Consider the following 24,852-nt stretch of genomic DNA (forward strand, 5'->3'; position numbering starts at 1 on the left):
TAATAGTTTTAGCAATTTTTCAAATTAAATTCATAAGTCGAAGTTATAATGATTTTAAATTAATAATATATATTTAAAATACAAAATTAATTCCTATTTTTATACAAAATTTTTATTTCCTATACAAAGAATATACAACTATTTTTTTATTTTAATATTGATTTCTGATACCATTTTTTAATATATAAACTATATAACAAAATTCAACTATTCATAAAATATAATTTTTTATTTACAAGGTATTTGCTATCTGTTGAATTGTATTTTTCAAATCTAAAATTCCATATCCTTGTGATACATTAGGATATGTATATATATCAAGTTTTGTAGCTCCCAGTATTAAATACGTTTTTAAAACTTGTGTAAATAATGATAACCTTGGTATATTATCTTGTTTTTCTAAGTATTCCATTAATAAAGCTAAGACACCACTAACTATAGAACTACTAATGCCTGTACCTGTGCCTGTATTATATGTCCCGTTTTTATATGTAGATATTATATCTACACCTGGCGCTACTATATCTGGTTTAATTCCTCTTCCTCTAATTGGCCCTTTTGAAGAACCAATCCACATACTATCAGTTTTATTATTAAATGTGCCAACTGTGATTACATCATCACTAGCAGCGTACATAGTTATTGTAGCAATTGAATCAGGGTCTAAAAATCTTGTATCTGGAGCTATCAGGTTTTTATTTGGTAAATATATATCATATTCTCCTCCTATTACAAGTTCCGAAGTCAATCTTAAAGTCCATACTCCAGGCTTTATATCGCTTAATTTTATCTCCAGGTTTTCTTTTCCAGAAGTAATATATGGATAAATAAATCGCATTGCATAAGTAGTATTTTCTAAGTTAAATTTTCCTCTATATACATAAAAATCTGGAGAATATCTTATATCATGGCTAACTTCACCTGAAGGAGATATTATTTGTGCGCCTATTTTATCTGGGCCATTTGTGTTTAGTGTTATATCAAGTGCATAATCATCTCCATCTTGTATTATTACATCTTGCACTTCACCTACACTGTTAAATCTACCAGAATAATGAATATCTGTATTGCCTTGATTCCCTGCACCACTCACTACTACTACGCCAGCACTACTCAAGATATTAAAAGTATCTAATATAGAAGTAGTTGCTACAGCACCTGATTTAACTCCAATAGTTAAATTTATTATTATAGGCTTATTTTCTGTCCTTGCTATATTAGTAACATATGTTATAGCTGCTAGAAAATCCGAAACACTGTAATTTATCCTTCCAGCATAATAAGTATCTGTATATGATTTTAATTTAACCACTATTAAGTCCGATTCTGTAGTAATACCTCTATATTGTGAATTTACCCTCCCATTTCCAACCAATATACCAGAAGCTAAAGTTCCAGTACCTATATTATCTTGGCTTAAACTCCCATCATTTCTACTTATGGCTATATTTAACTCACTTCTTGTAAATTCACTTCCAAAAATAAAACCTTCTGGTGGTGGATTTGTATTTGCTTCTTGATCCCATAAACTTAAAACTTTACTACTTCCATCTGCATTTATAAAATCAGGATGCAAGTAATCTATGCCTGAATCTATAACTGCCAACAAAATTCCTCTTCCTGTTATATCATTGTATGGATTTTCATATATATACTCAGTTTCAGCAGCTGTGGTAATAGTTTCTCCATTATTTACATTGTTAGTTATATCAATCAAACTACTCATAGGGGCAGATTCCTCCCACCACGCTACTTGCAATATGTTATTTAAAATAGTTTCATCAAAATCTATAGGTACATATATTACTACAAGCTGACTATTTAAAACCATATACCTATTTATACCATTTTCTTGGAGTGCAGTCTCTATATCACCTTGATAAATTATACAATAAGATTTTTCCATAACTCCCCCCCTACCTTAATACATCAAACATGCCCCTAACATCTAATGCTCCATATCCAGCACTTGTATTTGGATACACTGTATTTGAATTTTTTCTAGCTCCAGCTTGCATAAATGTTTTTACTTTTTGAACATATGCTTGATTTGGATATCTTCCATCAGCAAAAGTATATTGAAAATACATTGCAGCAGCTCCTGCAACATGTGCACTCGCTGCTGCTGTACCAGTTATAGTTGCGTATGTATTGCCAGGATAAGCGGCGATTATACTCACTCCTGGTGCTACTAAATCTGGCTTCAATCTATTTTCGATAGTTGGACCTCTTGATGAACTTTGCCATAAACTATTATTAATAGTGTTATATGCTCCTACAGTTATTAAATCATCTTGAATGGCAGGATAATTTATAGTATAAAAAGGGTCAACCTGTCTAAATCTAGTTCCACTTTTTAAAAGCACTCTGTTTGGCAAGTATAAATTGTATATACCATTTATAATATAAACTCCAACTAGTCTAATTTTCCATACTCCTCTTTTAGCATTTTTCAAAGTAATATTAGTAAACTGCTGACCTGAAAAAGTAGTTGGGTATACATATGTTATGAAATAATCAGTTCCTTCTAAATCAAATAAACCAGTCACTCTATTGTAACTTGATACACCGACACTTTTACTCTCTTCACCTGAAGGCGATACTATTATTACATCTGCCTTATCTGGCTTGTTTAACCAAAGCTCTAATGATAGTTCTTCTTCATCTTCACTTAACTCCAACTCAATATCAACAGAACCTCCTGCATGTGGTATACTTCCAGATGTATGTGTTTGTGTATTGCCCTCATTTCCTGCCCCTGCTGTTATACATAAACCTCTAGTAAAGAATGCTTTTTCACTATTACTTCTATTAGTTAAGCCAGCTAGACTGCTACTACCCAAAGATACATTTATAACCAATGGTCTTCCAAGTTCAAAAGCTTTTTTATATGCATACTGAGATGCAGCAAATAGCATTGCACTATTATAAAAACCATCTAGCTTACCAAGTTTTATTATTATCAGTTCAGCATCTTCTGCTATTCCTGCATATTCACTATTTACATTTCCCAGTCCTGCACATATACCACTTAACATCGTTCCTTGGCCAACTTCATCCTGAGATAAACTAGGGTCATTGTCTGCTATAGCTCTATTTATATCTTCTCGTGTGTATTCTGTTCCAATATAAAAACCTTCAGGTGGGCTTCCTTCTTTTGTTTGATCCCATAAATATACTATCTTTGAAGTTCCATCTGGATAAATAAAATCTCTGTGTAGATAGTCTATTCCTGTATCTGCAATTGCTATTAGAGTACCTCTTCCTGTTATCGTAATGTTTGGATTGTTTTTAAAGAAATTTACACCTATCTCTTCTGTTGCAACTATACCACCAAAAGTTCCTTGGTTAATGGTTCCAAGTAATGACATCTTTATAGTTGATTCTGACCTTATAATCGATGGAAGTTCCAATATTCTTTGTATACTGTTATAATCAGAAGCATCTATAGGTAGTATGCCTAATGAATCACTTAATTTAATAAAACCAGAACCCATACCTAAAGCATTTAATTCTCCTTCAAATTCAGGAGTATGAATTATATTTATTCCTGCTAAAATTCCACTTTGCCTATTCATATCCTCATTGCAAAAACTATCTGATTTAATATCATTTTTTATATTGTTATTATAACCATCTACAAGTTTATAATTATTTTCTTCATCTTTAAATGATTTATTAATACTTCTATATCCAATATCATCGGTCTCTAAATCTTGATTTATACTAGATAGAGTGTACAAATCTATATCTGCTAAATTTAAAAACCCAAATCCTGATGAATTATTTGGATAGGATTGATTACTTAGCCTTCTTGCCCCTCTTAAAAGTAGTGCTCTTAATTTCTGAGAATATAAAAATAAATCATTTCCATTTACAATTCCCCACTCCATAAACAATGAACAAACACCTGTAACATGAGGAGTAGCCATACTAGTTCCACTTAATGCGCCACTTGTACCTCCTGGTAAAAATGATATTATATCTTCTCCTGGAGCCAATAAATCTGGCTTAAATACACCTAGTTGTGTATCTCCTTCTCCAGAAAATATGGATACTATATCTGTTCTTGAATTGAAACTGCCTACTGTTATAACTCTACTTGCTGTCCCAGGAACCGTTACAGTAAGTTCTTGAGTTGGAATAAGAAATCTAGTATTTCTATTTAATCCTTCAGAAGTTGGCAAATATATATTTACATTTCCAGTTACAATGTCTATTGGCTCAAATACAATTCTCCACAAACCTGGGTTTATTTGTGTATTTGAACTTAGTTGTAAGGTAACTCTCCTTGTAAGAGAATATGGAGCTATAGGATAAAAATAACCAGTTACCCTAGTTTCACCCAAAGTATTTCTTATTTCACCTGAAGTCAGAGAAATTGATTGTGTTTGACTATTTGATGGGCTTACCAAATGTACACTAAAATCATCAACAAAGTCTGGCCATATATTTATATTTAATATACGTTCCCCTTCTCCAACTACAAACTCTACTTCTTCTGCAGTATTATTCTGTAATCTAATTCTCTTATGACCACCTTTATCTGCATTATTTCCAGCCGCTACAACTATATTATTCTTCCAAAATAAACACATATCATCTATATATTGTTCAAATAAGGATGTTCCTCTATGCGAACCTTCATTACTTCCATAACTTATGTTTAATGTAACAGGCATTCTTAATTCTAATGCTCTATCTAAAATAAATTTAATTGCCCTCATAAATTCTGTACTTCTTGAAAAAACATCTGTCTGTATATTTCCAACCCTCACCACTATTATCCTAGCATCACTTGCAATAGTTGCACAAATACCTCCAACATGTGTCCCATGTAAACTAGTTGTTGAAATAGGTATATACATATTTCCAGCTATTGCATTATTTATATCTTCATTAGTATATAATGTACCCTCTCTAAAACCTTCTGGTGGATTTCCCTGAATAGATTGATCCCAATAATATAATATTTTAGACCTTCCATCACTATCTCTAAATACAGGTAGAGTATAATCTATTCCCGAATCGATTATACCAATTATAGTTCCTTTTCCAGTTAAACCAGTTCTATTCTTAAAACCTGTTATTCCTGTGCTTGAGAAACTTTGCACATCTTGAGTTTGTAATATGAAAGGTTTTTCTATAAATTCAATTTCTGGATAAGTCAAAAGTGTATTTATATCTTCTTCATTACTTGATGTTATTATTGCATATGATGAATTAAGTATCTCTACTGAAACACCTAATTCTTGTTCTAACCTCAATATATCTCCATTGTATTTTACAATTAATTCATAATTTATTATAATCACCTCGATTTCTAAAATTATTATTAATGTATATGTTTTCTGTAGGTCTAAAATGTATCGTAGTGTATAATTTTTGAATTTCAATTATACTCCTCAATGCTATTCATAAATACTTCTACTTTTCTAGCGACTAATCTAAAATAAAGAATGATGGTACAATTTTTAATAAATTATACCATCATTCTTTATTTTATCTTGACACCATTAAATTTTTTAATGCTTTCTCCAAGCCTTTTACAGTTAATGGAAACATATTGAATTCACTTTGTATTAATCTTTGAGTCTGATACCAATAACTAATTGAATCCCATCCATCTCTCAACTCTGGATTCAACCATACAATTTTACTGTACTTTCTTTTAAATCTTTTTAGCCATTCTATTCCAGGAGTATAATTATATGGTCCACGATAATTACCACCAATATTAAGTAACTCAGAAGGTGACATAGAAGCATCTCCCACAATTATAACTTTATAGTTTTTATCTATATTTTGTAATATCCATTCAGTATCAATAGACTTACTTAACCAACATTCAGGTGTTGTAAATAATCTGTCATAAAGACAGTTGTGAAAATAATATACTTTTACATCTTTAAAATGATTTGATTTACTTACAGACTGGAATAATGTATTACATAAAGTGCTATATCCCCTCATTGAGCCACCTGAGTCCATAAGTAATAAAAGCTTCACTGTATTTTTTCTAGGCTTCTCAAAAAATAACTTCAAATACCCAGCATTATTACAAGTCTCTTCAATAGTCTTATCTAAGTCAAGTTCTGTTTTTGGTGCATCTATTTTAGTAGAGAATTGACGAAGCCTTTTTAGGGCAACTTGAAATTGACGCATATTTAAAACTTCATCATCTCTAAAATCTCTATATTTTCTTTCTCCTGCGACTTCCAAAACAGCTCTTCCATAGGTTGAATTTCCCCCTATACGTATACCAGTTTGTCCCTTTCCTGAATGACCTAATTCAGAAGTACCTCCTGTACCTATCCAATAATTTCCTCCATTATGTGGAGAATCTTGCTCTTTTATACGTTCTTCCAGTTTAGCCCTCAAGTCATCAAGATTTATATTTGAATTTTGCTCCACTCTTTCAAATTCTTCTAGAATTATATCTGCTTTATTAAGCCAATTCATAATTTCTTCTGGAATTTCTTCTTGGTGCTCTATTCCTTTAAAATACTCTAAGAACACTGCATCAAACTTATCAAAATTACTTTCACTTTTTATTAAAATCATTCTACAAAGATAATAAAAATTTGAAAAGCTTGAATAACAAAGACCTTTATCCAGTGCTTCAATTAAAGTCATCCACTCATTTAAAGATACTTCTAATCCTCTTGCCCTCAATAAATAAAAAAATTTAATAAACATAATTATCCAGCTCCTATTAACTACAAACGTCTTTGCATAGATTCAATATCCTCGTTATTTTTAAGCAGTATTCCTGCAAAAGGAACTTCTTGCTCTATTTTTTCAATAGGAATTCCACTCAAAGTTAATGCTTGTATCCAATCTATTAATTCAGATGTACTAGGTTTTTTTTGTATCTCTTTTAAGCTTCTAATCCAATAAAAAGTAGTCATTACTTGTTCTAATAGATGTTCTTCTACTTTATCGAAATGTACTTTGACTATTTCTTCCATCATTTCTCTATCAGGAAATTCTATATAATGGAATATACATCTTCTTAAAAATGCATCTGGAAGTTCTTTTTCTGCATTTGAAGTTATAATAACTATTGGTCTTTGTTTAGCCTTTACAGTTTCTTTTGTTTCATTTATGTAAAACTCCATTTTATCTAATTCCCAAAGTAGATCGTTTGGAAATTCTAGGTCTGCTTTATCTATTTCATCTATTAAAAGAATTACTTGTTGTTTTGAACTAAATGCCTCCCCTAATTTACCATGTTTTATATACTTACTAATATCATCTACTCCTTCTCCTCCAAATTGACTATCATAGAGTCTTTGAACAGTATCATATACATAAAGACCATCTTGAGCTTTTGTAGTCGACTTTATATTCCAAATTACTAAATCTTTTTTTAGTTCATTCGAAATTGCTTGTGCAAGCATAGTCTTACCTGTCCCAGGCTCGCCTTTAATCAAAAGTGGTTTTTCAAGAGCAATAGCAACGTTAACTGATGCCATTAATTCTGGTGATACCACATAATCACTAGTACCTTTAAAATTACCTATTTCTTTTTTTATCATAAGTTCTACTCCTTCTAAACAATAATTTTCTAAATGTATATAGATACGTTATTACTATTTTTAATATAAAAAATAATAATACAATACATTTGTATAGCATTATTCTAAAATTCTATATCAAAGTAAAATTACCTCTAAAATATTTAATTTTTATCTTTATTTGTCATAATTAAATGAAATATATATTTTAAAAAATAAAAAAAGATAACTTCTTATACAAATTTTAGATTATAACAAACTTATTTTAATTAAAGACATCACTTTTTTTAGAATTAAGTTATATATAGACATAACTTAATTAATTTTCATTATTTTTAATCATAAATATAAAATTTTAATGTATTTATAATTTCATATTAATCATACTATATTAATACTGCTTTTTATTGTATAATAAGCTATAAATGTTAACTTGAACTTAAATTTAGATATATTTAAATTTAACAAATATAAGAAAGGTTGTGTTATTTTGCAAGACAAGAAAATTTATTTAAATATTGTACTTACTGTGGTTGTTTCATACATCTTGATTAAAGTTATTGATAACTATAAATATTTTTTTGGAATGGTAAGTTTATTAATGTCACTGCTTACACCATTTATAATAGCATTTATATTAGCATATATATTCAATCCACTAGTAAAGTTTTTGGAAAGTAAACTAAATTTTAAGAGAATATACTCTTTACTTCTTACTTATGGTGTACTAATAGTTATATTAATTGCCTTTATACTATTTACAGTTCCATCCATAGTGAATAGTTTAACTGATTTGGTATCTCAGGTTCCTACATATATAAATAAAACGGAGCAGTTCCTATTTGATTTAGGTAAAAGTTTACAATCAGTAGACCCTAATACATTAAAAGAATATGGCGACAAAATTATGAGTGTAATGCCTAAGTTTAGTAACTTGCTTATTGGCTCACTTGGAGGAATATTTAGTACTACATTCTCTGTTGGAAAATTTATAGTGCAATTCCTTTTAGGTTTTATAATTTGTTTCTATATATTATTAGAAAAAGAAAAATTCTTATTATTTACAAAGAAAATAGTTTATATTTCTTTAGGTAAAAAATATGGAGATTTTATAATAGAGTTATGTCAGAGCTTAAATTTAAATATTGGTAAATACTTTACAGGCAAGATTCTAGATTCTTTTATAGTTGGGTTACTTTCTGGAATTGGTCTTTACTTTTTAAAATCTGAATATGCGCTGTTATTTGGCACACTTATGGGTGTTATGAATATGGTTCCATATTTTGGTCCAGTAATAGGTATGGCACCAGTTGTAATAATTAATTTATTCTCCAACCCAACAACTGCACTAACTTCTTTGATTTATTTAATAATAATTCAGCAAGTTGAAGTTACATTTATAGAACCAAAAATCGTAGGTGGACAACTAGGTCTTAGTCCATTTTTTACAATACTAGCAGTTACTGTTGGAGGAGGGTTCTTTGGTATACCTGGCATGATTCTATCAGCCCCTGTGATGGGTGTTATAAAGATATATTTCTGTGAATTTGTAAATCGTAGACATGATAAAATACAGATGGAATAAAAATACAATTTAATTACGATTTTGTAATCAAAGGTTACAGCTGTGTAACTGTAATATTATTCTCTTTAATGGTAATATTTAATTATAGGAAACATACAATATTATTAAGTAATGAATCTTATATAATTAAACACGAAAGAGGGTTTTAGTATGAAAAAAGCACTTATATCTTTATTAGTTTTATCTTGTTTGTTATTAACTGCACCAGTAAATGAATCTTCTTATGCCGATTCTCAAAAGGATGTTCCTGTAAGCCAAAATACTAAATTGACTCAAGAACAAGCTAAAGAACTTTTAGTAAAATACAACAATGAAGTTGATTACATATATCAAGGAAATGCTAGCGATTTCGAAGCATTAAAAGCTAAAAATCTTAATGGTTATGTATTTTTACCAGATGCAGATGGTGACATTGGTTACTTTGTAAATGAAAATACTTCTGAGATATATTACTTCCACCCAAGTGGATATCTTGAATTAGTTAATCAACAACAAAATAATAAATAACTAATAAAAAATGGATGCAAATTGGTATAAATTTAGCATCCATTTTATTTTTATTTTAAAGTTGTTTCTTTTTTTGCAATTTAAATATTTATTAATCCTGTGCTTGCTCTTTTATAAGTTTCTTTATATCTACAGCAGGTTCATCTTCCATTTTTACAACTTTGCCTTCCCATGTTCTAAGCATAACATAATCTGTTCCTTTTGATACAAGGTATTGTGGAAGTAATGGAGTCTTTCCTCCTCCTTTTGGAGCGTTAACTATATATGTTGGTATAGCCATTCCTGATGTGTATCCTCTCAGATATTCCATTATTTCAAGACCATCATCTACTGATGTGTTAAAATGTTTTGTTCCCTTTACATGCTTACTTTGGAATATATAATACGGTTTTACTCTTATTTTTAGTAATTCTTGATTTAAACATCTCATTACAAATTTATCATTGTTTATACCATTCAATAATACTGCTTGATTCCCTAATGGAACTCCTGCATTTGCTAGCTTCTCACAAGCTTCTTTAGACTCTTTAGTTATTTCCATTGGATGGTTGAAATGTGTATTTATATATATAGGATGATATTTTTTTAGCATGTTACAAAATTCATCTGTAATTCTTTGTGGCATTGTAACAAGAGTTCTAGTACCTAATCTAACATAATCAACATGTGGTATTTCTTTAAGTTGGCTAAGAATCCATTCTAAATAATCATCTTTTAATGTAAGAGCATCTCCTCCAGTCACCAATACATCCCTTATTTCTTCATTCTCTCTAATGTAGTCTATAGACTCTTGGATAATAGCTTTTGACTTATGAGAATCTTGTTGACCAATATTTCTTCTTCTTTGACAGTGTCTACAATACATAGCACACTCATTTGTTACATTTATTATTAGTCTATCTGGATATCTTCTTGTTATACACCCTGCTGGATTTGTGTACTCTTCTCCCATTGGGTCTAAATCTTCTTGTTCATCTTCTAATTCTATATGTGTTGGTATGGACAGCAATTTTATCGGGTCACATATGTCTTCTGGGTCTATCAGACTCAAATAATATGGAGATATAGCCCATCTAAATTGAGTACCAACCTCTTTTATATATTCTTTTTCTTTTTTAGTCAGAGTGATAATCTTTGATAAAGTATCTACATCTGTTATTCTATTTGATAATTGCCATTTGTAGTTATTCCAATCTTCTTCTGTTCCATTTAATAAATTTAATATTTTCTGTTTTCGTTTATTTATCTCTTCTTCTTTTTCAAGACCTCTGTTAATAGTTTTTCTAGCCTGAATATAATCATCAATTTTTGATTTTAGTTCAGCAGCTCTCTCTAAGGATATTCTAGTTTGTTCATTCATAATTCTTCGCTATCAAAATTAACTTACTCATATTATTTGATAGCATCCTCCTTTCTGATGTGTTTATATCATTCTGATAGGCAGATTTAACTTTGCCATATAGATTTTATAACAAATGAAATTGAACTTATTTTTGCATTTTTTCTGTTATTTTACACATTTGTGAATATTTTTCCACTTTCGTCAATAAATTACAATATATTATGCATTTTTTTTAACAAATGATTAATTTTTTCTATTTTTAAGAATTATTTTATCATAAAATGATTATTTTTTCAAGATTATTAAAGTTAAAATTTTAATAGAAAATAAAGTATTTCATTAAATAATAAAAGCGGAGGTTTATTATAATAAATTTCTCCGCTTTTTTATTTATTTAATTAAATCATAGTAAAGTAACTCTGGCTCTTAAGAAGTGACTTTATTATATTCAGCCCTTTTTCCAATTCTTCTATATCTTTTGGAGCTGTTACACAAATACGAATTGCTTTTGGTACTGTAGAATTACCAACTGAAAAACGTTCAGCACAATATACTTGAACGCCTAGATTTTTTGCACATATTTCAAATGACTTTCCATCTAATTCATCAGGAAGAAGTAACCAACGAAAACTACAATTTTTATCACCAATTAAATTATAATTTGATAAAATTTTATCAGCAATTTTATTTCTTTCTACAATTGCATCTTTTTTCTCTTCTATAATTTTATCTATAATAGGAGAATACAATAAACGGTGTACTATTTCCGCAGTAAATGGAGAAACCATTAGATTCATATTATATAGTGCCTTTTCTAAGTTTTCTATATAGCGTTTTGGAGCAACTACAAATGCTATTCTAAGACCAGCACATAAAAACTTAGATGTACTAAAAATATATACAGTATTGTTACTAGCTAAAGAAAATATAGGAGTTTGTATATTAGGTCTAAGAATACTATTTATTGCATCTTCAATAATTATTATATTATACTTTTTTGCTATCTCTGCAATTTTTTTGCGAGATAAATTAGACATAGAATGTGTTGTTGGATTATGATAGTCTGGTATAAGATATATGCCTTTTATATTTTCATTTTTACAATAACTTTCGAGAGATTCTATTGACATTTCATTATTTTCTTGAGGAATTGGAATCAATTGAATACCTATCATTTTAGCTATTGATTTAATTCCAGAAAAACTCAAAGAATCTGTAGCAATTCTATCTCCAGCTTTAAATAGTCCTAGTAAAGTTGCACATATAGCATTCTGACTACCTGTAGATAGTAGTATATTTTCTTCACTAGTATATACATTGTTTCTTTCTATCCATTTTGCAATTGATTTTTTTTGCATATATGTACCAGAAGGAGACATGTATTGTAAAAATCTATCCATTTCTGGTTGTTTTAGTACATTTTTAATAAAATCAATGATATATGTATTTTGCTCATAAGGAGGATGCACTGTACCTAGTTCAATTATATCTTTTGATTCTGTTTGATATAATAATGTATTACTTACATTTACATCAGAAGAAATAAAAGTTCCTTTTCCTACTTTTGCACATATTAACCCCTTCTCTTCACAAAGTTTAAATGCTCGTGTTATTGTACTTAAATTCAAATCTAGAAAATCTGCTAATTCTCGTTGTGGTGGTAACTTATCTCCAGGATTTAAATTTCCTATTTTAATATCTTCTTCTAATAACATTGCCAAAGTTTTATATATTGGTGGTTTTCGATTATTTAATTTTGGTTTCCATGTCATAGGATAGTTTTCAAATGAATTTATTGGCATATAATTACTCCTTTTAATATAATTGTCCTCCATACAATTTTATTATTGTATGCTTATATTTTAGATGCTATACTTGTATTTGTAAATAGCTATTTCAAAATAAACAGAATAAGAGAGGTATAAATATGAAGACTATAGGCTTAATTGGTGGTATGAGTTGGGAAAGTACCATTACATATTACCAAGTTATTAATACAGTAATAAAAGAAAGATTAGGTGGACTACATTCTTCTAAGTGTATACTTTACAGTGTAGATTTTCAAGAAATTGAAGAATGCCAGTCTAGCGGAAATTGGGAAAAAAGTGCTGAAATTCTATCTGATGCTGCAATTAAATTACAAGATGCAGGTGCAGATTTTATTGTTATATGTACTAATACTATGCATAAGGTAGCAGATAAAATACAAGAAAAGATACATATCCCATTAATAAACATAGCAAATGTAACTGCTGAAGTATTGAAGGAAAAAGGAATAAAAAAAGTAGCTTTATTGGGTACTAAATATACAATGGAGCAAGATTTTTATAAAAACATAATTATTAATAATGGGATTGAGGTTTTAATTCCAAACGAAGAAGACCGTATAATAGTAAACAATACAATATTTAATGAACTTTGTGTAGGAATTGTATCTGACTCTTCAAAAAAAGCTTTCTTATCAATTATAGATAAGCTTGGCAAACAAGGTGTAGATGGTATCATATTAGGATGTACAGAAATAGATCTTCTAATTAAACAAAATGATACTTCTATTCCACTATTTGATACAACACTAATACATGCAATAGAAGCTGCATTAAAGTCAATCTAAGATGGTGTTAGTTAGCAAAAAATACTTTTAACACTAAAAATTTGAAACCCCTATATAAAAAAGGATAGTATGATTGTTTAACAATACTCTATTTAGTAGACACAGTAAACAAGATACTGTGAAATTCTACTAAATGGAGTGATGTTCATATTCTCATACTATCCTCTTTTTTTAATTTAATTTTTCAATAAATCACAAACTTGACACTCTTAATCTGTATACAAATCTATCTTACATTTATAACATCACTATTTTGAGAGTTTTTTCCTTCATAATTTGCAACAACATAAATATCTAGATTTAAGTCTCCCTCAGGAATATTTATAGTATGCTCATTACCTTGTATATCACTTTGATACAGTGTAAAGTCTCCATCTCCATTAGTATTATTTTTTACATATATACTATAGGTACAACCCTTATGAGATACACTACTCCAGTTAACTCTAATAACATTGTTATCTCTATCAACATTAGCTGATATGTTTTCAACCTTCATATCTTGAATATTATTATCATTAGTTGAATTTCCATTTCCATTAGTAATATTTATGACATTACTTGGCTTAGTTGTATCTGAATCTTTCTTACCTACAACATAAATATCAAAATCTAAATTTTGATTATCTTTTATATCTACTTCTATAGTAGCATATACCTTTTGTGATTTTCCTAAATCACTTTCATTTATAGTTATAGATTTGATTTTCTTAAATGATTCTCCTGACAATTTGTCTTTAAGGTATATATCATAATCAAAGACATCTTTCATATAGTCCCACTCAAGCTTAATGATAATTTTATTATTTACTATTTTATGTGACCCTACTAAGTTTTGTATATAGTCATTCGTTATAGTTTCTTTAACTACTGTTACAGTTATTATTTTAGATTTATCTCCACAAGTTATTCTTACTCTTTCCTTACCTTCTCTAAGCCCTACAATATTTCCATCATTACTTAGACTTATTGCTCTTTCTACAGGTAATTTTGAATCTGCTAACTCATAATATATTGTTGGTGCCTTTAAACCAGGTGGAGAAGTTATTATATCCGGTTTTAATTTTTCATTTTGGTCAACTTCTATTTTTACATCATTCATATTTATTTCCGCAACTATAGCTTGAATTCTAAAGGTTCTCTCTACTTCTTTGTTTCCACACTTAGCATATATTGTAGCTTTTCCAACTCCAACTGCACTTACTGTATTTCCTTTAATTTTTAGAACATCTTCATTACTACTCTTATAAATAGGTTTATATGATTTTTTAAATTTATCATAATCAACCTCTATTGTACTTTCTATAGTAGCACTATCACCAACATGTTTTAAATCCCCATTAATCTCCATATCTAGTGATTCTACTTCTGGGTCTACTACTTTTATAGTAGCTTTTTTTAACACTCTTGAATTTTTCATTATACCCACAGAAGAATACCCAACCTTTAATGCTGTCATCTTATTTCCATCTATTTTTAAAGTCCCTGAATTATCCAACACATTAAACCAAATATTTGGGTCTTTAGCATATGAAGGAACTTTAATATATTCACCAGTAGACAAAGTAACTGTTTCATTTAATTTTACTACATATTTATCTAAATCTTTAACATATTCCCCATCTACAATTTCGATTTCTACTCCCTTTACCATTGGTCTAAGTATTCCAAATTTAAAAAGGTAGTACTGCGCAACAAGCAATATAGGAATAGATATAATTATGGCAATTTTTCTGTATTTCTTATTTTCTACAAATCTCATCTATCCACTTCCTTTAGCCTAATATATAATCATTTGTTTTGTAAGCAATCTACCTAAGTTAAACATTGGCATAAACTGGAAAATTATTATATTTCAGAATATCCCTATATTAATTATAAACCATAAATTTAAAATTTAAAACTAAAATTAGTGTTAATTTCTTACTATTACAATAGTCTAATTTTAGTGAAATAACATTTGTCTTGTCAGCTAAAAAGTTATATAATTAATTCAAAAGAAATTTATACTTGTATTATATGAGGAGGACTTTAAATTGGAAATCAATTACAAAAAAAAAGATTTCAAATCATTCGCTAAAAGAAAAAATATTGAAATTTCTGTTCAAAGGTATCTTATTGATGCGTTAAGTTACATGGCACTCGGTCTTTTTTCTTCCCTTTTAATTGGAACAATTTTTAACACATTAGGAGACAACTTCAACATTTCTCTTTTTACTGAAATTATAAGTCCTCTTGCTAAACAGGTTACTGGTCCAGCTATAGCAGTGGCTATTGCCTATGGGCTTCAAGCACCTCCACTTGTACTATTTTCTTGTGCACTTGTTGGAGCTTGTGGTAACGAATTGGGAGGTCCTGTTGGAGCATTTGTTGCTACACTTTTTGCAGTAGAGATTGGAAAATTAGTTTCAAAAGAAACAAAGGTAGATATATTGGTTACACCTGCTGTAACAATACTAATTGGAGTACTTGTAGCACAACTTATTGGACCAGCTGTTTCTGCATTTATGACTTCATTTGGAAACATAATAATGCAAGCTACAACTATGCAACCTATAATAATGGGCGCTCTAGTATCTGCACTTGTTGGAATAGCTCTTACATTACCTATAAGTAGTGCAGCTATTTGTATGATGCTTAGTTTAGGAGGTCTTGCTGGTGGAGCGGCAACTGTTGGTTGTTGTTGCCAAATGATAGGTTTTGCTGTTATGAGCTTTAGAGAAAACGGAGTAGGAGGTCTAGTGGCACAAGGACTTGGTACATCTATGCTTCAAGTTCCTAATATAATAAAAAACTGGAAAATTTGGATACCACCTACTGTTGCTTCAATATTACTTGGCCCATTGTCTACAACAATATTTAAAATGGAGAATATTCCTATTGGCTCAGGTATGGGTACTTGTGGATTGGTTGGACAATTTGGAACAGTAACTGCTATGCAAAGTGCTGGAAAAGGAGGTACAACTATGTGGATTGGTATACTTTTACTTAACTTTATACTTCCTGCTATTGTAACCTTACTAATTTCAGAATTTATGAGAAAAAAAGGGTTAATAAAAGCAGGAGATTTAAAACTAGATGTATAAATTAAAAACTACTCCTTTTACTTATATAAAAGTAAGGAGTAGTTTTTTTTATGAAAATTCCAACATTTTTTTTAACAACCAATCTATTGAACCTTTGACTTCATTCCAAAGAACTATATTTTCATCATAATAATATACCGCTTCAGCCTTTTCTTCTTCTGTAACAAATTCTCTACCAAAGGCATTTCGCCAGTCTAACAAATATAATCCGATATACTTATTTTTACTTTTAGCAACCTTAATAGAGTCATTTGCTAAAAACACATTTTTGTTTTTAAAGTAATAAAGAGCTTTGCTGTACATCCATGTAGCAGATTTTTCTTCTTTATAAAGCTCAAATAATTTATTTATTGAAGTCCTATCATTTAATCTAATCAATATATTTAACAACTTATATCTTATTCCCTGCTCATCACTAGGATTAATTCCTATTAAATACTCTAATACTTTTTTTGATTCCTTTAAGTTATCAATACTTTCTAACTTCCTAGCAAGAGATTCAAGCGCTATCATATAGGCTCTAGTGGATAGACCTTTCCAAAATCCAAGCTCTTTATCTTCTTTAGTAATCATACTTTTTCCAGTATTTACGGCTTCTTCCATATACCTAATTGATTCAATATTACTATTAGCATCTTGTGATAGCTTAATATATCTTTTATACAATATTTTCTTCTTTTCTAAATCTAAATCTATAGACTTTGTCTTAGAATTCGTCTCTTTTACCCAAAATTCTACATTAGAAATAGCTATAGTATCTTGATTTAAGAAGTCAATGTTACAAACTTCCTTTATCAAAGATGATTTATTATTTATAGTGTTTAAAGAAACACCTATTTGTTTTGAAAATTCTTTTTTTGTTATATGTAATGGATGCTTCTTATTATATAAAAGATTTTGCTCCAAAACTATATTTAGTATAGCTGAAGACCATATATCAGCCCTAGAAGAATGAATTATCTCTTTGTTATTATCTAAAAGGTTTTGCAAAATTTTAAAACTTATATCTTTATATTCTTGATTCAAATTGGAGTTGCAAAATCTATTTATCTTGTCCTTAATTTCTTCTATCTTGCTTGTCATGACTCCTCCTCCATATTTTACATATATAAAACTAGCGCTACAAATTCAAGTTCTTCTTCTCCTATATTCTCTATAGAATGTTTTGCACCATCAGCTGTATACACTACATCACCCTCATTAACTTCTATAAACTCCCCATTATCAAATACTTTTCCTTTTCCTTTTAATATATAATATACTTCAAAATCCGTTGTATGGTCATGCACACCAATTGAACTTCCTGCTGGTAAAGCTATTCTTTTAAATAGTCTTCCTTTTCCTTTAAGCTCTTCATTTTGTATTATGTTTTCAAGCCTAACTTTTCCAATACCACCATTCAAATTTTCCTTTACTTCTACTTGTAATTCAGATTTCTTTCTTATCATAGCTCATCCCACCTGCCAAACAATCAATCTAACTACTAAATTGGCATATCCTTTCCATAATATGTTGTATTTTAATATAATAATAACATATATTCTCATAAAAAAATATTACTGAATATATAAAAATGATACTATTTTTACATATCTTGCAACTTAATTAAATTATCTCTTAAGTTGACGTCTCTATTAAAAAAACATATACTCATATAGTATGGTAAATTTTTGTTAAATTCTTTATCTGGAGGTTCTAGACATATGTCAGTTTCAAAAACTCAAGAAAAACTTAAACAACCTAAGGATTTATATTTCTGTTGTTCGATATTTACCTTTGTAGGACTTGCATACTATGGTATGAAGTTGGTATTATTATTGTTTTTAGCTGAACAAGTATCTAAAGGTGGTTTGGGATTAACACCAGCAGAATCTGCATCAATGCTTGCATCTTTTTTGGCATGGACTTATTTTTCTCCAGTTATTGGTGGATGGGTCAGTGATAGATTTTTAGGTCCTAAAAACTGTATTATACTCGGAATGATAATGGTTTCAATTGGTTATTTCCTAGGATATTTAGCAGATAGTAAAACGGATATAAATATCATGATATTCTTATCTGGATTAGGAATAGGCTTTTATAAAGGAAATCTACACACTTTAGTCGGAAATCTTTATACTAATGATGACCCAAGAAAAGATGGAGCCTTCTCTATTACATATATGGCTACTAATTTAGGAACATTATTTGGACCTTTGGTATGTGGTTTAGTTGCTAACGAATGGTTTGCTATGAAAAGTGGTGCTTCTATAAGTATGTATGGCTATAGATATGTATTCTTATTTTCCTCAATTACTGTTCTAATAGGTTTATTATTTTTCATAGTTGGGAACAAAAAGTTTTATAAATCTTTAGATAACGGATTCAGTGATGGGAAAGAATCTATAAAGAAATCGCTAGAATATAAAAAAATTCTCGCTTCAAAACCATTAACTTTAATTGAGAAAAAAAGAATAGTAGTAATATTAGTTTTGGCTTTCTTTACAGTATTTTTTTGGATAGCATATAATCAAGCATCTATGTCTATTGCCTTATACACAAAGGAACACATAAATCTTACTGTTGGTAATTTTCAAATCCCAACTTCATGGATAGATTCATACAATGGTCTTCTTTGTGTCATTCTTGGACCTATATCTGCTCTAGTATGGGTAAAACTATCTCAGACTACTAAAGGTGATTTAAGTGTACCTAAGAAGATGAGTCTAGGATTTATACTCCTGGCTATAGCGTTTTTATTTATGATAGTAGCAGTTATACAAACAGGAACAGACCATAATTCTATCCATAAAGCAAGTGTGTTTTGGGTAGTTGGATTTTTAACATTCCAAAGTATAGGAGAAATTTGTTTTTCTCCAGTTGGATATGGTATGGTAAATAAACTTTCACCTGAAAAATATATTTCATTTTTAATGGGAGTTTGGTTTTTAGGTAAATTTGCTGCAAATAAATTGTCTGGTTATACACAAGCTATCATAGACCAACTTGGGATGTTGCAAGTATTCATAGTGATACCATCATTCTTATTACTCTTTGGAATTATATTACTTATAATGAACAAAAAATTAGTAGAATTATCAAATTAAGAAATTTTTCTAAATTGAATAAAAATGTAATAAAAAATCGAGATATTGTATACCTCGATTTTTTATTATATTTAGTTACAAACTATATAGCTCTAGTATACACTTTTAACCATTCTCTTTCTTCGTCAGTTAAGAAAGAAGATATTTTATCATAAACTAGTTTATGATACCAGTTTAAATAATCTTTTTCATCTTGATTCATTAATTCTGGAACTATACCATCTAAATCAATAGGAGCTAATGTAACAACTTCAAATTCCATAAATTGACCGTAGAAATTCTTTTCAGCTTTTCTAACTACTATTTCATTCTCTGTTCTTATACCATGAGAACCTTCTATATATATACCTGGTTCATTAGTAGTTACCATTCCTTCTTCAAGAACTGCACTATCAAATCTTTCAGGTACTACTCTCCATCTAAATCCATTTGGTGCTTCATGAACATTTAACACAAATCCTATACCATGTCCAGTTCCACATTGATAATCTATTCCCATATTCCACATACAACTTCTAGATAATATATCTAGATTATAACCTCTACAACCATGTAAAAACTTAACTTTAGAAAGATTTATCATACCTCTTGCTACAGAAGTAAAGTGTAATTTTAATTCATCACTTATAGGTCCTAATACTGTAGTTCTAGTTATATCAGTAGTTCCATCATAATATTGTCCACCTGAATCTACTAAGAATAATCCTTCAGCTTCTAACTTATAGTTTGATTCTGGAGTTGCACTATAGTGCATCATAGCAGCATGCTCTTTATATGCAGCAATTGTATTGAAACTTGGCTCAAAGAAACCTTCTTGTTCTCTTCTTAAGTTCTCTAATTTTTCAGTAGCACTTATTTCAGTTATTTCCATTTTACCTACATTTTTCTTTAACCAGTACATGAATTTAGTGAAAGCTACACCATCTTTAATATGTGAGTTTCTTATATTTTCTAATTCTATCTCATTTTTTTGTGCTTTAAAGAACATCACTGGATTAAATTCATCAACCTTCTCAACTTCACAAGGTATATTATTGTAAATAGCATAGTTAAGTTTAGTTCCATCTACTAAAACTTTTTCAGCTTTGTCTATAGATTTTACAAACTCATATACATCATTATATGGTTTTATTTGAACATTTTCTTTAGCTAGTTCATTTAATATTTCTTCATTTAACTTGCTTTCATCAACAAATAAGTAAACTTCTTTTAAAGTTATTACTGCATAAGAAAGTACAACTGGATTGTATTTAACATCTCCACCTCTTATATTGAATAACCATGCTATATCATCAAGAGTAGTTATTACATGAGTAGAAGTACCTTTTTCACTCATTTTTTCTCTTAATCTAGCTAATTTTGAACTGAAGCTTTCTCCACAGTATTTAACATCTAATAAAAATGCCTTACTGTCTGATAAAGCAGGTCTATCTTTCCATACACTATCTATTAAATCATATTGGTATTCTACCTTTATTCCTTTTTTAGATAATTTTTCAGCTAATGTAGCTCCTTCTCTAGCACATATAACTCTACCATCAAACCCTAAAGTTCCACCTTCAGGAATATTTGTATATAAATATTCATCTGTAGTTGGGCAACCTTCTTGTCCCATTTTGAATAATTTTATTGTACTTCCTTCTAATTGAGACTCTGCCTGTATGAAATATCTTCCATCTGTCCATAATCCAGCTTCATCTTTAGTAACAATAACTGTACCAGCTGAACCATTAAATCCTGATATAAATTCTCTTGATTTGAAGTAATCTCCTACATATTCGCTTTGATGATTATCAGAAGATGGAATCATATAGGCATCTATGTTTTTTTCTTCCATAAGTCTTCTTAATTCACTTAATCTGTCTTTTATATTCACAATAAGACCTCCTCAAAATAATAGTTTGAATAACTAAATATATAAGTATGTAAAGTTTATTACATAAATATTTTTCATATAATTTATATAAATCTTATACACTCTAATTATCACAATTATAATTTTAATTATAATATCTATCTGTGTAAAGCTTTTTTTCATAATTAAAGAGGAAATTACATTTTATTTTATATTTAAATGTAATTTCCTTTATTTATACTAATTCAGCATGAATTATTCTTCTTTTGTTAGTAAATCCATAGCCATTAATTTTGTTAATATATTTCTTATTCCCAGCAATATTAAACCAAATATTATTAATACTGATGCTATTCCTCCAAATATCTGTAAAAAACCAAGTGTAGCCGTAAATCCAGCAATCTTTCCTGATAATAAACTCGCAAAGAAACTTGTTAAATACCATGCTCCCATAGATAATGTAGCATACTTAGCTGGAGCTAATTTATTAAACATCGCAAGTCCTATAGGAGATAAAAACAATTCACCTACTGTTGTAAATATATAAGTTACTAATATAAACAACATGCTAGCCTTCACCATTCCATTTGGACCATTAGCTAATGTAGCAAATACCATCACTATAAAACCAACACCCATTATTATCATTCCTAATCCCATTTTAACTGGAATAGAAAAGTCACCTCTTTTGGTATTAGATAGTTTAACCCATAAAGCTGCCAATACTGGGCATAAAGCTACACATAATATAGCATTTAATGATGTAAGCCATGCTACTGGCATCTCAAATCCAAATATAGTTCTATTTACATTATCCCTTACATAAATCATAAACGAACTTTGTGTTTGATAGTATGCTGTCCAGAATAAGACCACAAATAAAAACAAAACAACCATTGCTATTATTCTATTTTTCTCCAACTTAGTAAGTGGTCCATACTCAATTTTTTCACCTTTATTTCCTTTAGTAACAGGATGTTTTCCAATTTCTTTTAGTAATTTTGGTGCAAGAAGTGTAAATATAATCATACCTAACATCATACCTATACCACAAATTAAAAATGCCATCTTATATCCATAAGATACTATATCTCCACTTGCTCCTCTTACTGCAAAGACATTGTCAGAAAGTAATCCACATATTATTGGGGCTATAAATGCTCCTACATTTACTGCCATATAGAATAAACTGTATGCTGCATCTTTTCTTGACACATCAGTTTTAGGATATATATCCCCAACTATATTTGAACAACTTGATTTAAAAAAACCATTTCCTAAAATGATTATTGATAGGCCTACCCAAACCATTGCAATAGATGTTGATGAAGCGAATAGTACGAAGTCACCTATTGCTATTAAAAGTGCACCTATAGAAATACATTTTTGTTGACCTAAAACTTTATCTGCTAACCAGCCACCAACTAATGGTGTAAGATATATAAGACCTGTAAATAACCCAAACATAGATGTTGCTTCTTGAGTAGAAAGGCCTAAACCACCTTGAGCTATGCTTGCTGTAAAAAATAATACCAATAAAGCTGTTAAACCATAATAACTAAATCTCTCCCATAAAATTGTCATGCAAATAAGCCAAAAACTCTTAGGATGACCACCTTTTTTAGATACGCTTTCTGTATTTGACATAAAAAAAACGCCCCCTCATTGTTTTTTATAGTTAAATTTAGTACTAAGATTACTTTAATCATTTTAGTACATACTTATAATATCATCTTTTTTACGTTTACTCAATAGAATATCATCAGTATTTTCATTTTTTTATTATTATTTTTAAAATTATGAAAAATATTATTTTTACAGTATTTTCAGGCGAAAATATTAATATATATATATTTAAATAATATCTTTAATATTTGATTCTTTTTGTATTTATTTTTTTGATTTTTACTTATTTTCATTTAAATAATTCAAATTCAAAATATTTTCTATTAATGTTTTTTGCAAGTTATTTTTTTATCAATTCATATATGTAAATTGTTTTTATTCTAAAATAACAAAAGCTATTTTAAATTCTCAATATGGAGTATTTAAAATAGCTTTTATCTATATATCAAAACTTTCTTTTTTTAATAAATTGACTTAATTTATTGTTTAGCTTTCATTTGATATTTATCTGTAATTTTAACTTTATCTTTTTCTTTTAAGTTTTTTATAAGTAAATTTTGTTTTTCTGATGTTAGACTACTTACTAAATCTGATTTTATTTCTTCAAAAGGTTGATATTTCTCATCCGTTTTCTTAATTATATGATATCCATAATCACTTTCTACAAGTTTGCTAGATATTTCGCCTTTTTTCAATGCAAATGCAGCTTTTTCAAAAGACTCTACCATCTGACCTTTACCAAAGAAACCTAAATCTCCACCTGATTCTGCACTACTGTCTTCAGAATACTTTTTAGCTAAAGTGGCAAAATCTTCTCCAGCTTGAGCTTTTTTAAGTATTTCCTCAGCCTCTTTTTTAAGTTCAGCTTTTTTACTATCACTAACTTGTTTACCTTTATCATCAACAGTTTTTATTAAAATATGTGAAGCTCTAACTTGTAAATAATTGCTCTTGTTTTTATCGTAATAATTCTCAGCTTCTTTATCAGTCACTTTTGCTTTTTCATTTAAATATTTTGATGCTATTAGTTCTTTTTTCATATCATCTTTTATATATTTTTCAGTCAAATCAAACTGTTTTAAAAACTCTTCTTTAGTCATACCCATTGCAGATTCTATACTAGTCATTAAATTATTATATTGAGCATCTAGTTCATCATCCGTTATACTTATTTTTTCTTTTGTTGCTTCAGTAGATAGTATATCAGATGTAATCATAGTCTCAATCATATTTGATTCATATGAACGTATTTCGTCATCACTCATAGTAGTCTTTGCATTCAAATAAAATAATGGCTCCATTCTTTTTCTTAGCATCTCACCTGTTATTTTTTTGTCTCCAATAGTAGCCACTACTTCATTACTATTGTAGTGTTTTGAAGTAGCTGGTAACTTTCTTCCAGCTTCTTTGCCAGAAATGTAACCTCCACCTAGGCATATAGCTCCTACTGCTACAATTGCTACAACTGCTTTAAGTGTTTTATTATTTAATTTTATTTCTCTTTTTTTGACTTTGTTGTCAGTGCTCTTTTTATCTGACACATCATCTTTTTTAGAACTTACATTATCTGATTTTTTAATTTCATCTAATGTATTTTCTTTTGGATTTTTTTCTTCAGACATTAATATCCT

At 29.0% G+C, this 24,852-nt stretch carries 17 protein-coding genes; 5 read left to right on the forward strand and 12 right to left on the reverse strand.

The window, feature by feature from the left end:
• Positions 1-232: 232 nt before the first annotated feature.
• The 4 genes from cspC to ACTG45_RS12345 all read right to left on the reverse strand — a co-directional run bounded on the left by cspC (position 233) and on the right by ACTG45_RS12345 (position 7,541).
• The gene (gene cspC / locus ACTG45_RS12330) at positions 233-1,906 is read right to left on the reverse strand and encodes a bile acid germinant receptor pseudoprotease CspC (RefSeq protein ID WP_021385243.1); all 1,674 of its coding nucleotides are present in this window, start codon (positions 1,904-1,906) and stop codon (positions 233-235) included.
• 10 nt (positions 1,907-1,916) lie between these two features.
• Positions 1,917-5,315, reverse strand: coding sequence for a bifunctional germination protease/germinant receptor pseudoprotease CspBA (gene cspBA / locus ACTG45_RS12335; protein WP_479918794.1), 3,399 nt, complete (start codon positions 5,313-5,315; stop codon positions 1,917-1,919).
• Positions 5,316-5,502: 187 nt separating this feature from the next.
• On the reverse strand, positions 5,503-6,699 hold the full coding sequence (locus ACTG45_RS12340) for a vWA domain-containing protein (RefSeq protein ID WP_479919073.1): 1,197 nt from the start codon (positions 6,697-6,699) through the stop codon (positions 5,503-5,505).
• Positions 6,700-6,719: 20 nt separating this feature from the next.
• A complete protein-coding gene (locus ACTG45_RS12345; protein WP_021385230.1) occupies positions 6,720-7,541 on the reverse strand; it encodes an AAA family ATPase in 822 nt (273 codons plus the stop codon).
• Between the two features lie 469 nt (positions 7,542-8,010).
• On the opposite strand from ACTG45_RS12345, the gene ACTG45_RS12350 reads away from it, so the two are divergent.
• Positions 8,011-9,105 (forward strand): AI-2E family transporter, encoded by a 1,095-nt coding sequence (locus tag ACTG45_RS12350; protein WP_479916970.1) that lies wholly within the window; start codon positions 8,011-8,013, stop codon positions 9,103-9,105.
• 150 nt (positions 9,106-9,255) lie between these two features.
• Complete coding sequence (locus ACTG45_RS12355) at positions 9,256-9,612, forward strand: hypothetical protein (protein ID WP_021385105.1); 357 nt, start codon at positions 9,256-9,258, stop codon at positions 9,610-9,612.
• Between the two features lie 91 nt (positions 9,613-9,703).
• Here ACTG45_RS12355 and eam read toward each other — a convergent pair whose 3' ends face one another.
• A complete protein-coding gene (gene eam / locus ACTG45_RS12360; protein ID WP_021385198.1) occupies positions 9,704-10,972 on the reverse strand; it encodes a glutamate 2,3-aminomutase in 1,269 nt (422 codons plus the stop codon).
• Positions 10,973-11,352: 380 nt separating this feature from the next.
• Complete coding sequence (locus ACTG45_RS12365) at positions 11,353-12,756, reverse strand: aminotransferase-like domain-containing protein (protein ID WP_479919074.1); 1,404 nt, start codon at positions 12,754-12,756, stop codon at positions 11,353-11,355.
• Positions 12,757-12,881: 125 nt separating this feature from the next.
• Between ACTG45_RS12365 and ACTG45_RS12370 the strand changes: the two genes are divergently transcribed.
• Positions 12,882-13,568, forward strand: a complete 687-nt coding sequence (locus tag ACTG45_RS12370; RefSeq protein ID WP_479916971.1) for an aspartate/glutamate racemase family protein — start codon at positions 12,882-12,884, stop codon at positions 13,566-13,568.
• A gap of 226 nt (positions 13,569-13,794) precedes the next feature.
• Here ACTG45_RS12370 and ACTG45_RS12375 read toward each other — a convergent pair whose 3' ends face one another.
• Entirely contained in the window at positions 13,795-15,330 is a 1,536-nt protein-coding gene (locus ACTG45_RS12375) for a hypothetical protein (RefSeq protein ID WP_479916972.1), read from the reverse strand.
• A gap of 274 nt (positions 15,331-15,604) precedes the next feature.
• Between ACTG45_RS12375 and ACTG45_RS12380 the strand changes: the two genes are divergently transcribed.
• Positions 15,605-16,654, forward strand: a complete 1,050-nt coding sequence (locus ACTG45_RS12380) for a PTS sugar transporter subunit IIC (RefSeq protein WP_479919075.1) — start codon at positions 15,605-15,607, stop codon at positions 16,652-16,654.
• Positions 16,655-16,702: 48 nt separating this feature from the next.
• On the opposite strand, the gene ACTG45_RS12385 is transcribed toward ACTG45_RS12380, so the two are convergent.
• Together ACTG45_RS12385 and ACTG45_RS12390 are read right to left on the reverse strand one after the other, a co-directional pair.
• Entirely contained in the window at positions 16,703-17,737 is a 1,035-nt protein-coding gene (locus ACTG45_RS12385; RefSeq protein WP_021385116.1) for a DUF6398 domain-containing protein, read from the reverse strand.
• A 17-nt stretch (positions 17,738-17,754) separates the two neighbouring features.
• Positions 17,755-18,102 carry a cupin domain-containing protein gene (locus ACTG45_RS12390; RefSeq protein WP_021385151.1) on the reverse strand — a complete coding sequence of 116 codons (348 nt, stop codon included), beginning with the start codon at positions 18,100-18,102 and terminating at the stop codon, positions 17,755-17,757.
• 255 nt (positions 18,103-18,357) lie between these two features.
• Between ACTG45_RS12390 and ACTG45_RS12395 the strand changes: the two genes are divergently transcribed.
• Positions 18,358-19,740, forward strand: a complete 1,383-nt coding sequence (locus ACTG45_RS12395; RefSeq protein ID WP_479919076.1) for a peptide MFS transporter — start codon at positions 18,358-18,360, stop codon at positions 19,738-19,740.
• 82 nt (positions 19,741-19,822) lie between these two features.
• On the opposite strand, the gene ACTG45_RS12400 is transcribed toward ACTG45_RS12395, so the two are convergent.
• The 3 genes from ACTG45_RS12400 to ACTG45_RS12410 form a co-directional block, all read right to left on the reverse strand.
• Complete coding sequence (locus tag ACTG45_RS12400; protein WP_021385127.1) at positions 19,823-21,616, reverse strand: aminopeptidase P family protein; 1,794 nt, start codon at positions 21,614-21,616, stop codon at positions 19,823-19,825.
• Positions 21,617-21,850: 234 nt separating this feature from the next.
• The gene (locus ACTG45_RS12405; protein WP_021385177.1) at positions 21,851-23,242 is read right to left on the reverse strand and encodes a peptide MFS transporter; all 1,392 of its coding nucleotides are present in this window, start codon (positions 23,240-23,242) and stop codon (positions 21,851-21,853) included.
• A 458-nt stretch (positions 23,243-23,700) separates the two neighbouring features.
• The gene (locus ACTG45_RS12410) at positions 23,701-24,843 is read right to left on the reverse strand and encodes a peptidylprolyl isomerase (protein WP_021385262.1); all 1,143 of its coding nucleotides are present in this window, start codon (positions 24,841-24,843) and stop codon (positions 23,701-23,703) included.
• Positions 24,844-24,852: the final 9 nt, after the last annotated feature.

This window comes from Clostridioides sp. LIBA-7602, from assembly GCF_056688945.1.

What these genes read in the sequence shown, in the direction of transcription:
- cspC (WP_021385243.1), bottom strand. Translation starts at nt 1,906, where the DNA reads ATGGAAAAATCTTATTGTATAATTTATCAAGGTGATATAGAGACTGCA.
- ACTG45_RS12340 (WP_479919073.1), bottom strand. Translation starts at nt 6,699, where the DNA reads ATGTTTATTAAATTTTTTTATTTATTGAGGGCAAGAGGATTAGAAGTA.
- ACTG45_RS12405 (WP_021385177.1), bottom strand. Translation starts at nt 23,242, where the DNA reads ATGTCAAATACAGAAAGCGTATCTAAAAAAGGTGGTCATCCTAAGAGT.
- eam (WP_021385198.1), bottom strand. Translation starts at nt 10,972, where the DNA reads ATGAATGAACAAACTAGAATATCCTTAGAGAGAGCTGCTGAACTAAAA.
- ACTG45_RS12365 (WP_479919074.1), bottom strand. Translation starts at nt 12,756, where the DNA reads ATGCCAATAAATTCATTTGAAAACTATCCTATGACATGGAAACCAAAA.
- ACTG45_RS12345 (WP_021385230.1), bottom strand. Translation starts at nt 7,541, where the DNA reads ATGATAAAAAAAGAAATAGGTAATTTTAAAGGTACTAGTGATTATGTG.
- ACTG45_RS12375 (WP_479916972.1), bottom strand. Translation starts at nt 15,330, where the DNA reads ATGAGATTTGTAGAAAATAAGAAATACAGAAAAATTGCCATAATTATA.
- ACTG45_RS12390 (WP_021385151.1), bottom strand. Translation starts at nt 18,102, where the DNA reads ATGATAAGAAAGAAATCTGAATTACAAGTAGAAGTAAAGGAAAATTTG.
- ACTG45_RS12385 (WP_021385116.1), bottom strand. Translation starts at nt 17,737, where the DNA reads ATGACAAGCAAGATAGAAGAAATTAAGGACAAGATAAATAGATTTTGC.
- ACTG45_RS12410 (WP_021385262.1), bottom strand. Translation starts at nt 24,843, where the DNA reads ATGTCTGAAGAAAAAAATCCAAAAGAAAATACATTAGATGAAATTAAA.
- ACTG45_RS12395 (WP_479919076.1), top strand. Translation starts at nt 18,358, where the DNA reads ATGTCAGTTTCAAAAACTCAAGAAAAACTTAAACAACCTAAGGATTTA.
- ACTG45_RS12355 (WP_021385105.1), top strand. Translation starts at nt 9,256, where the DNA reads ATGAAAAAAGCACTTATATCTTTATTAGTTTTATCTTGTTTGTTATTA.
- ACTG45_RS12370 (WP_479916971.1), top strand. Translation starts at nt 12,882, where the DNA reads ATGAAGACTATAGGCTTAATTGGTGGTATGAGTTGGGAAAGTACCATT.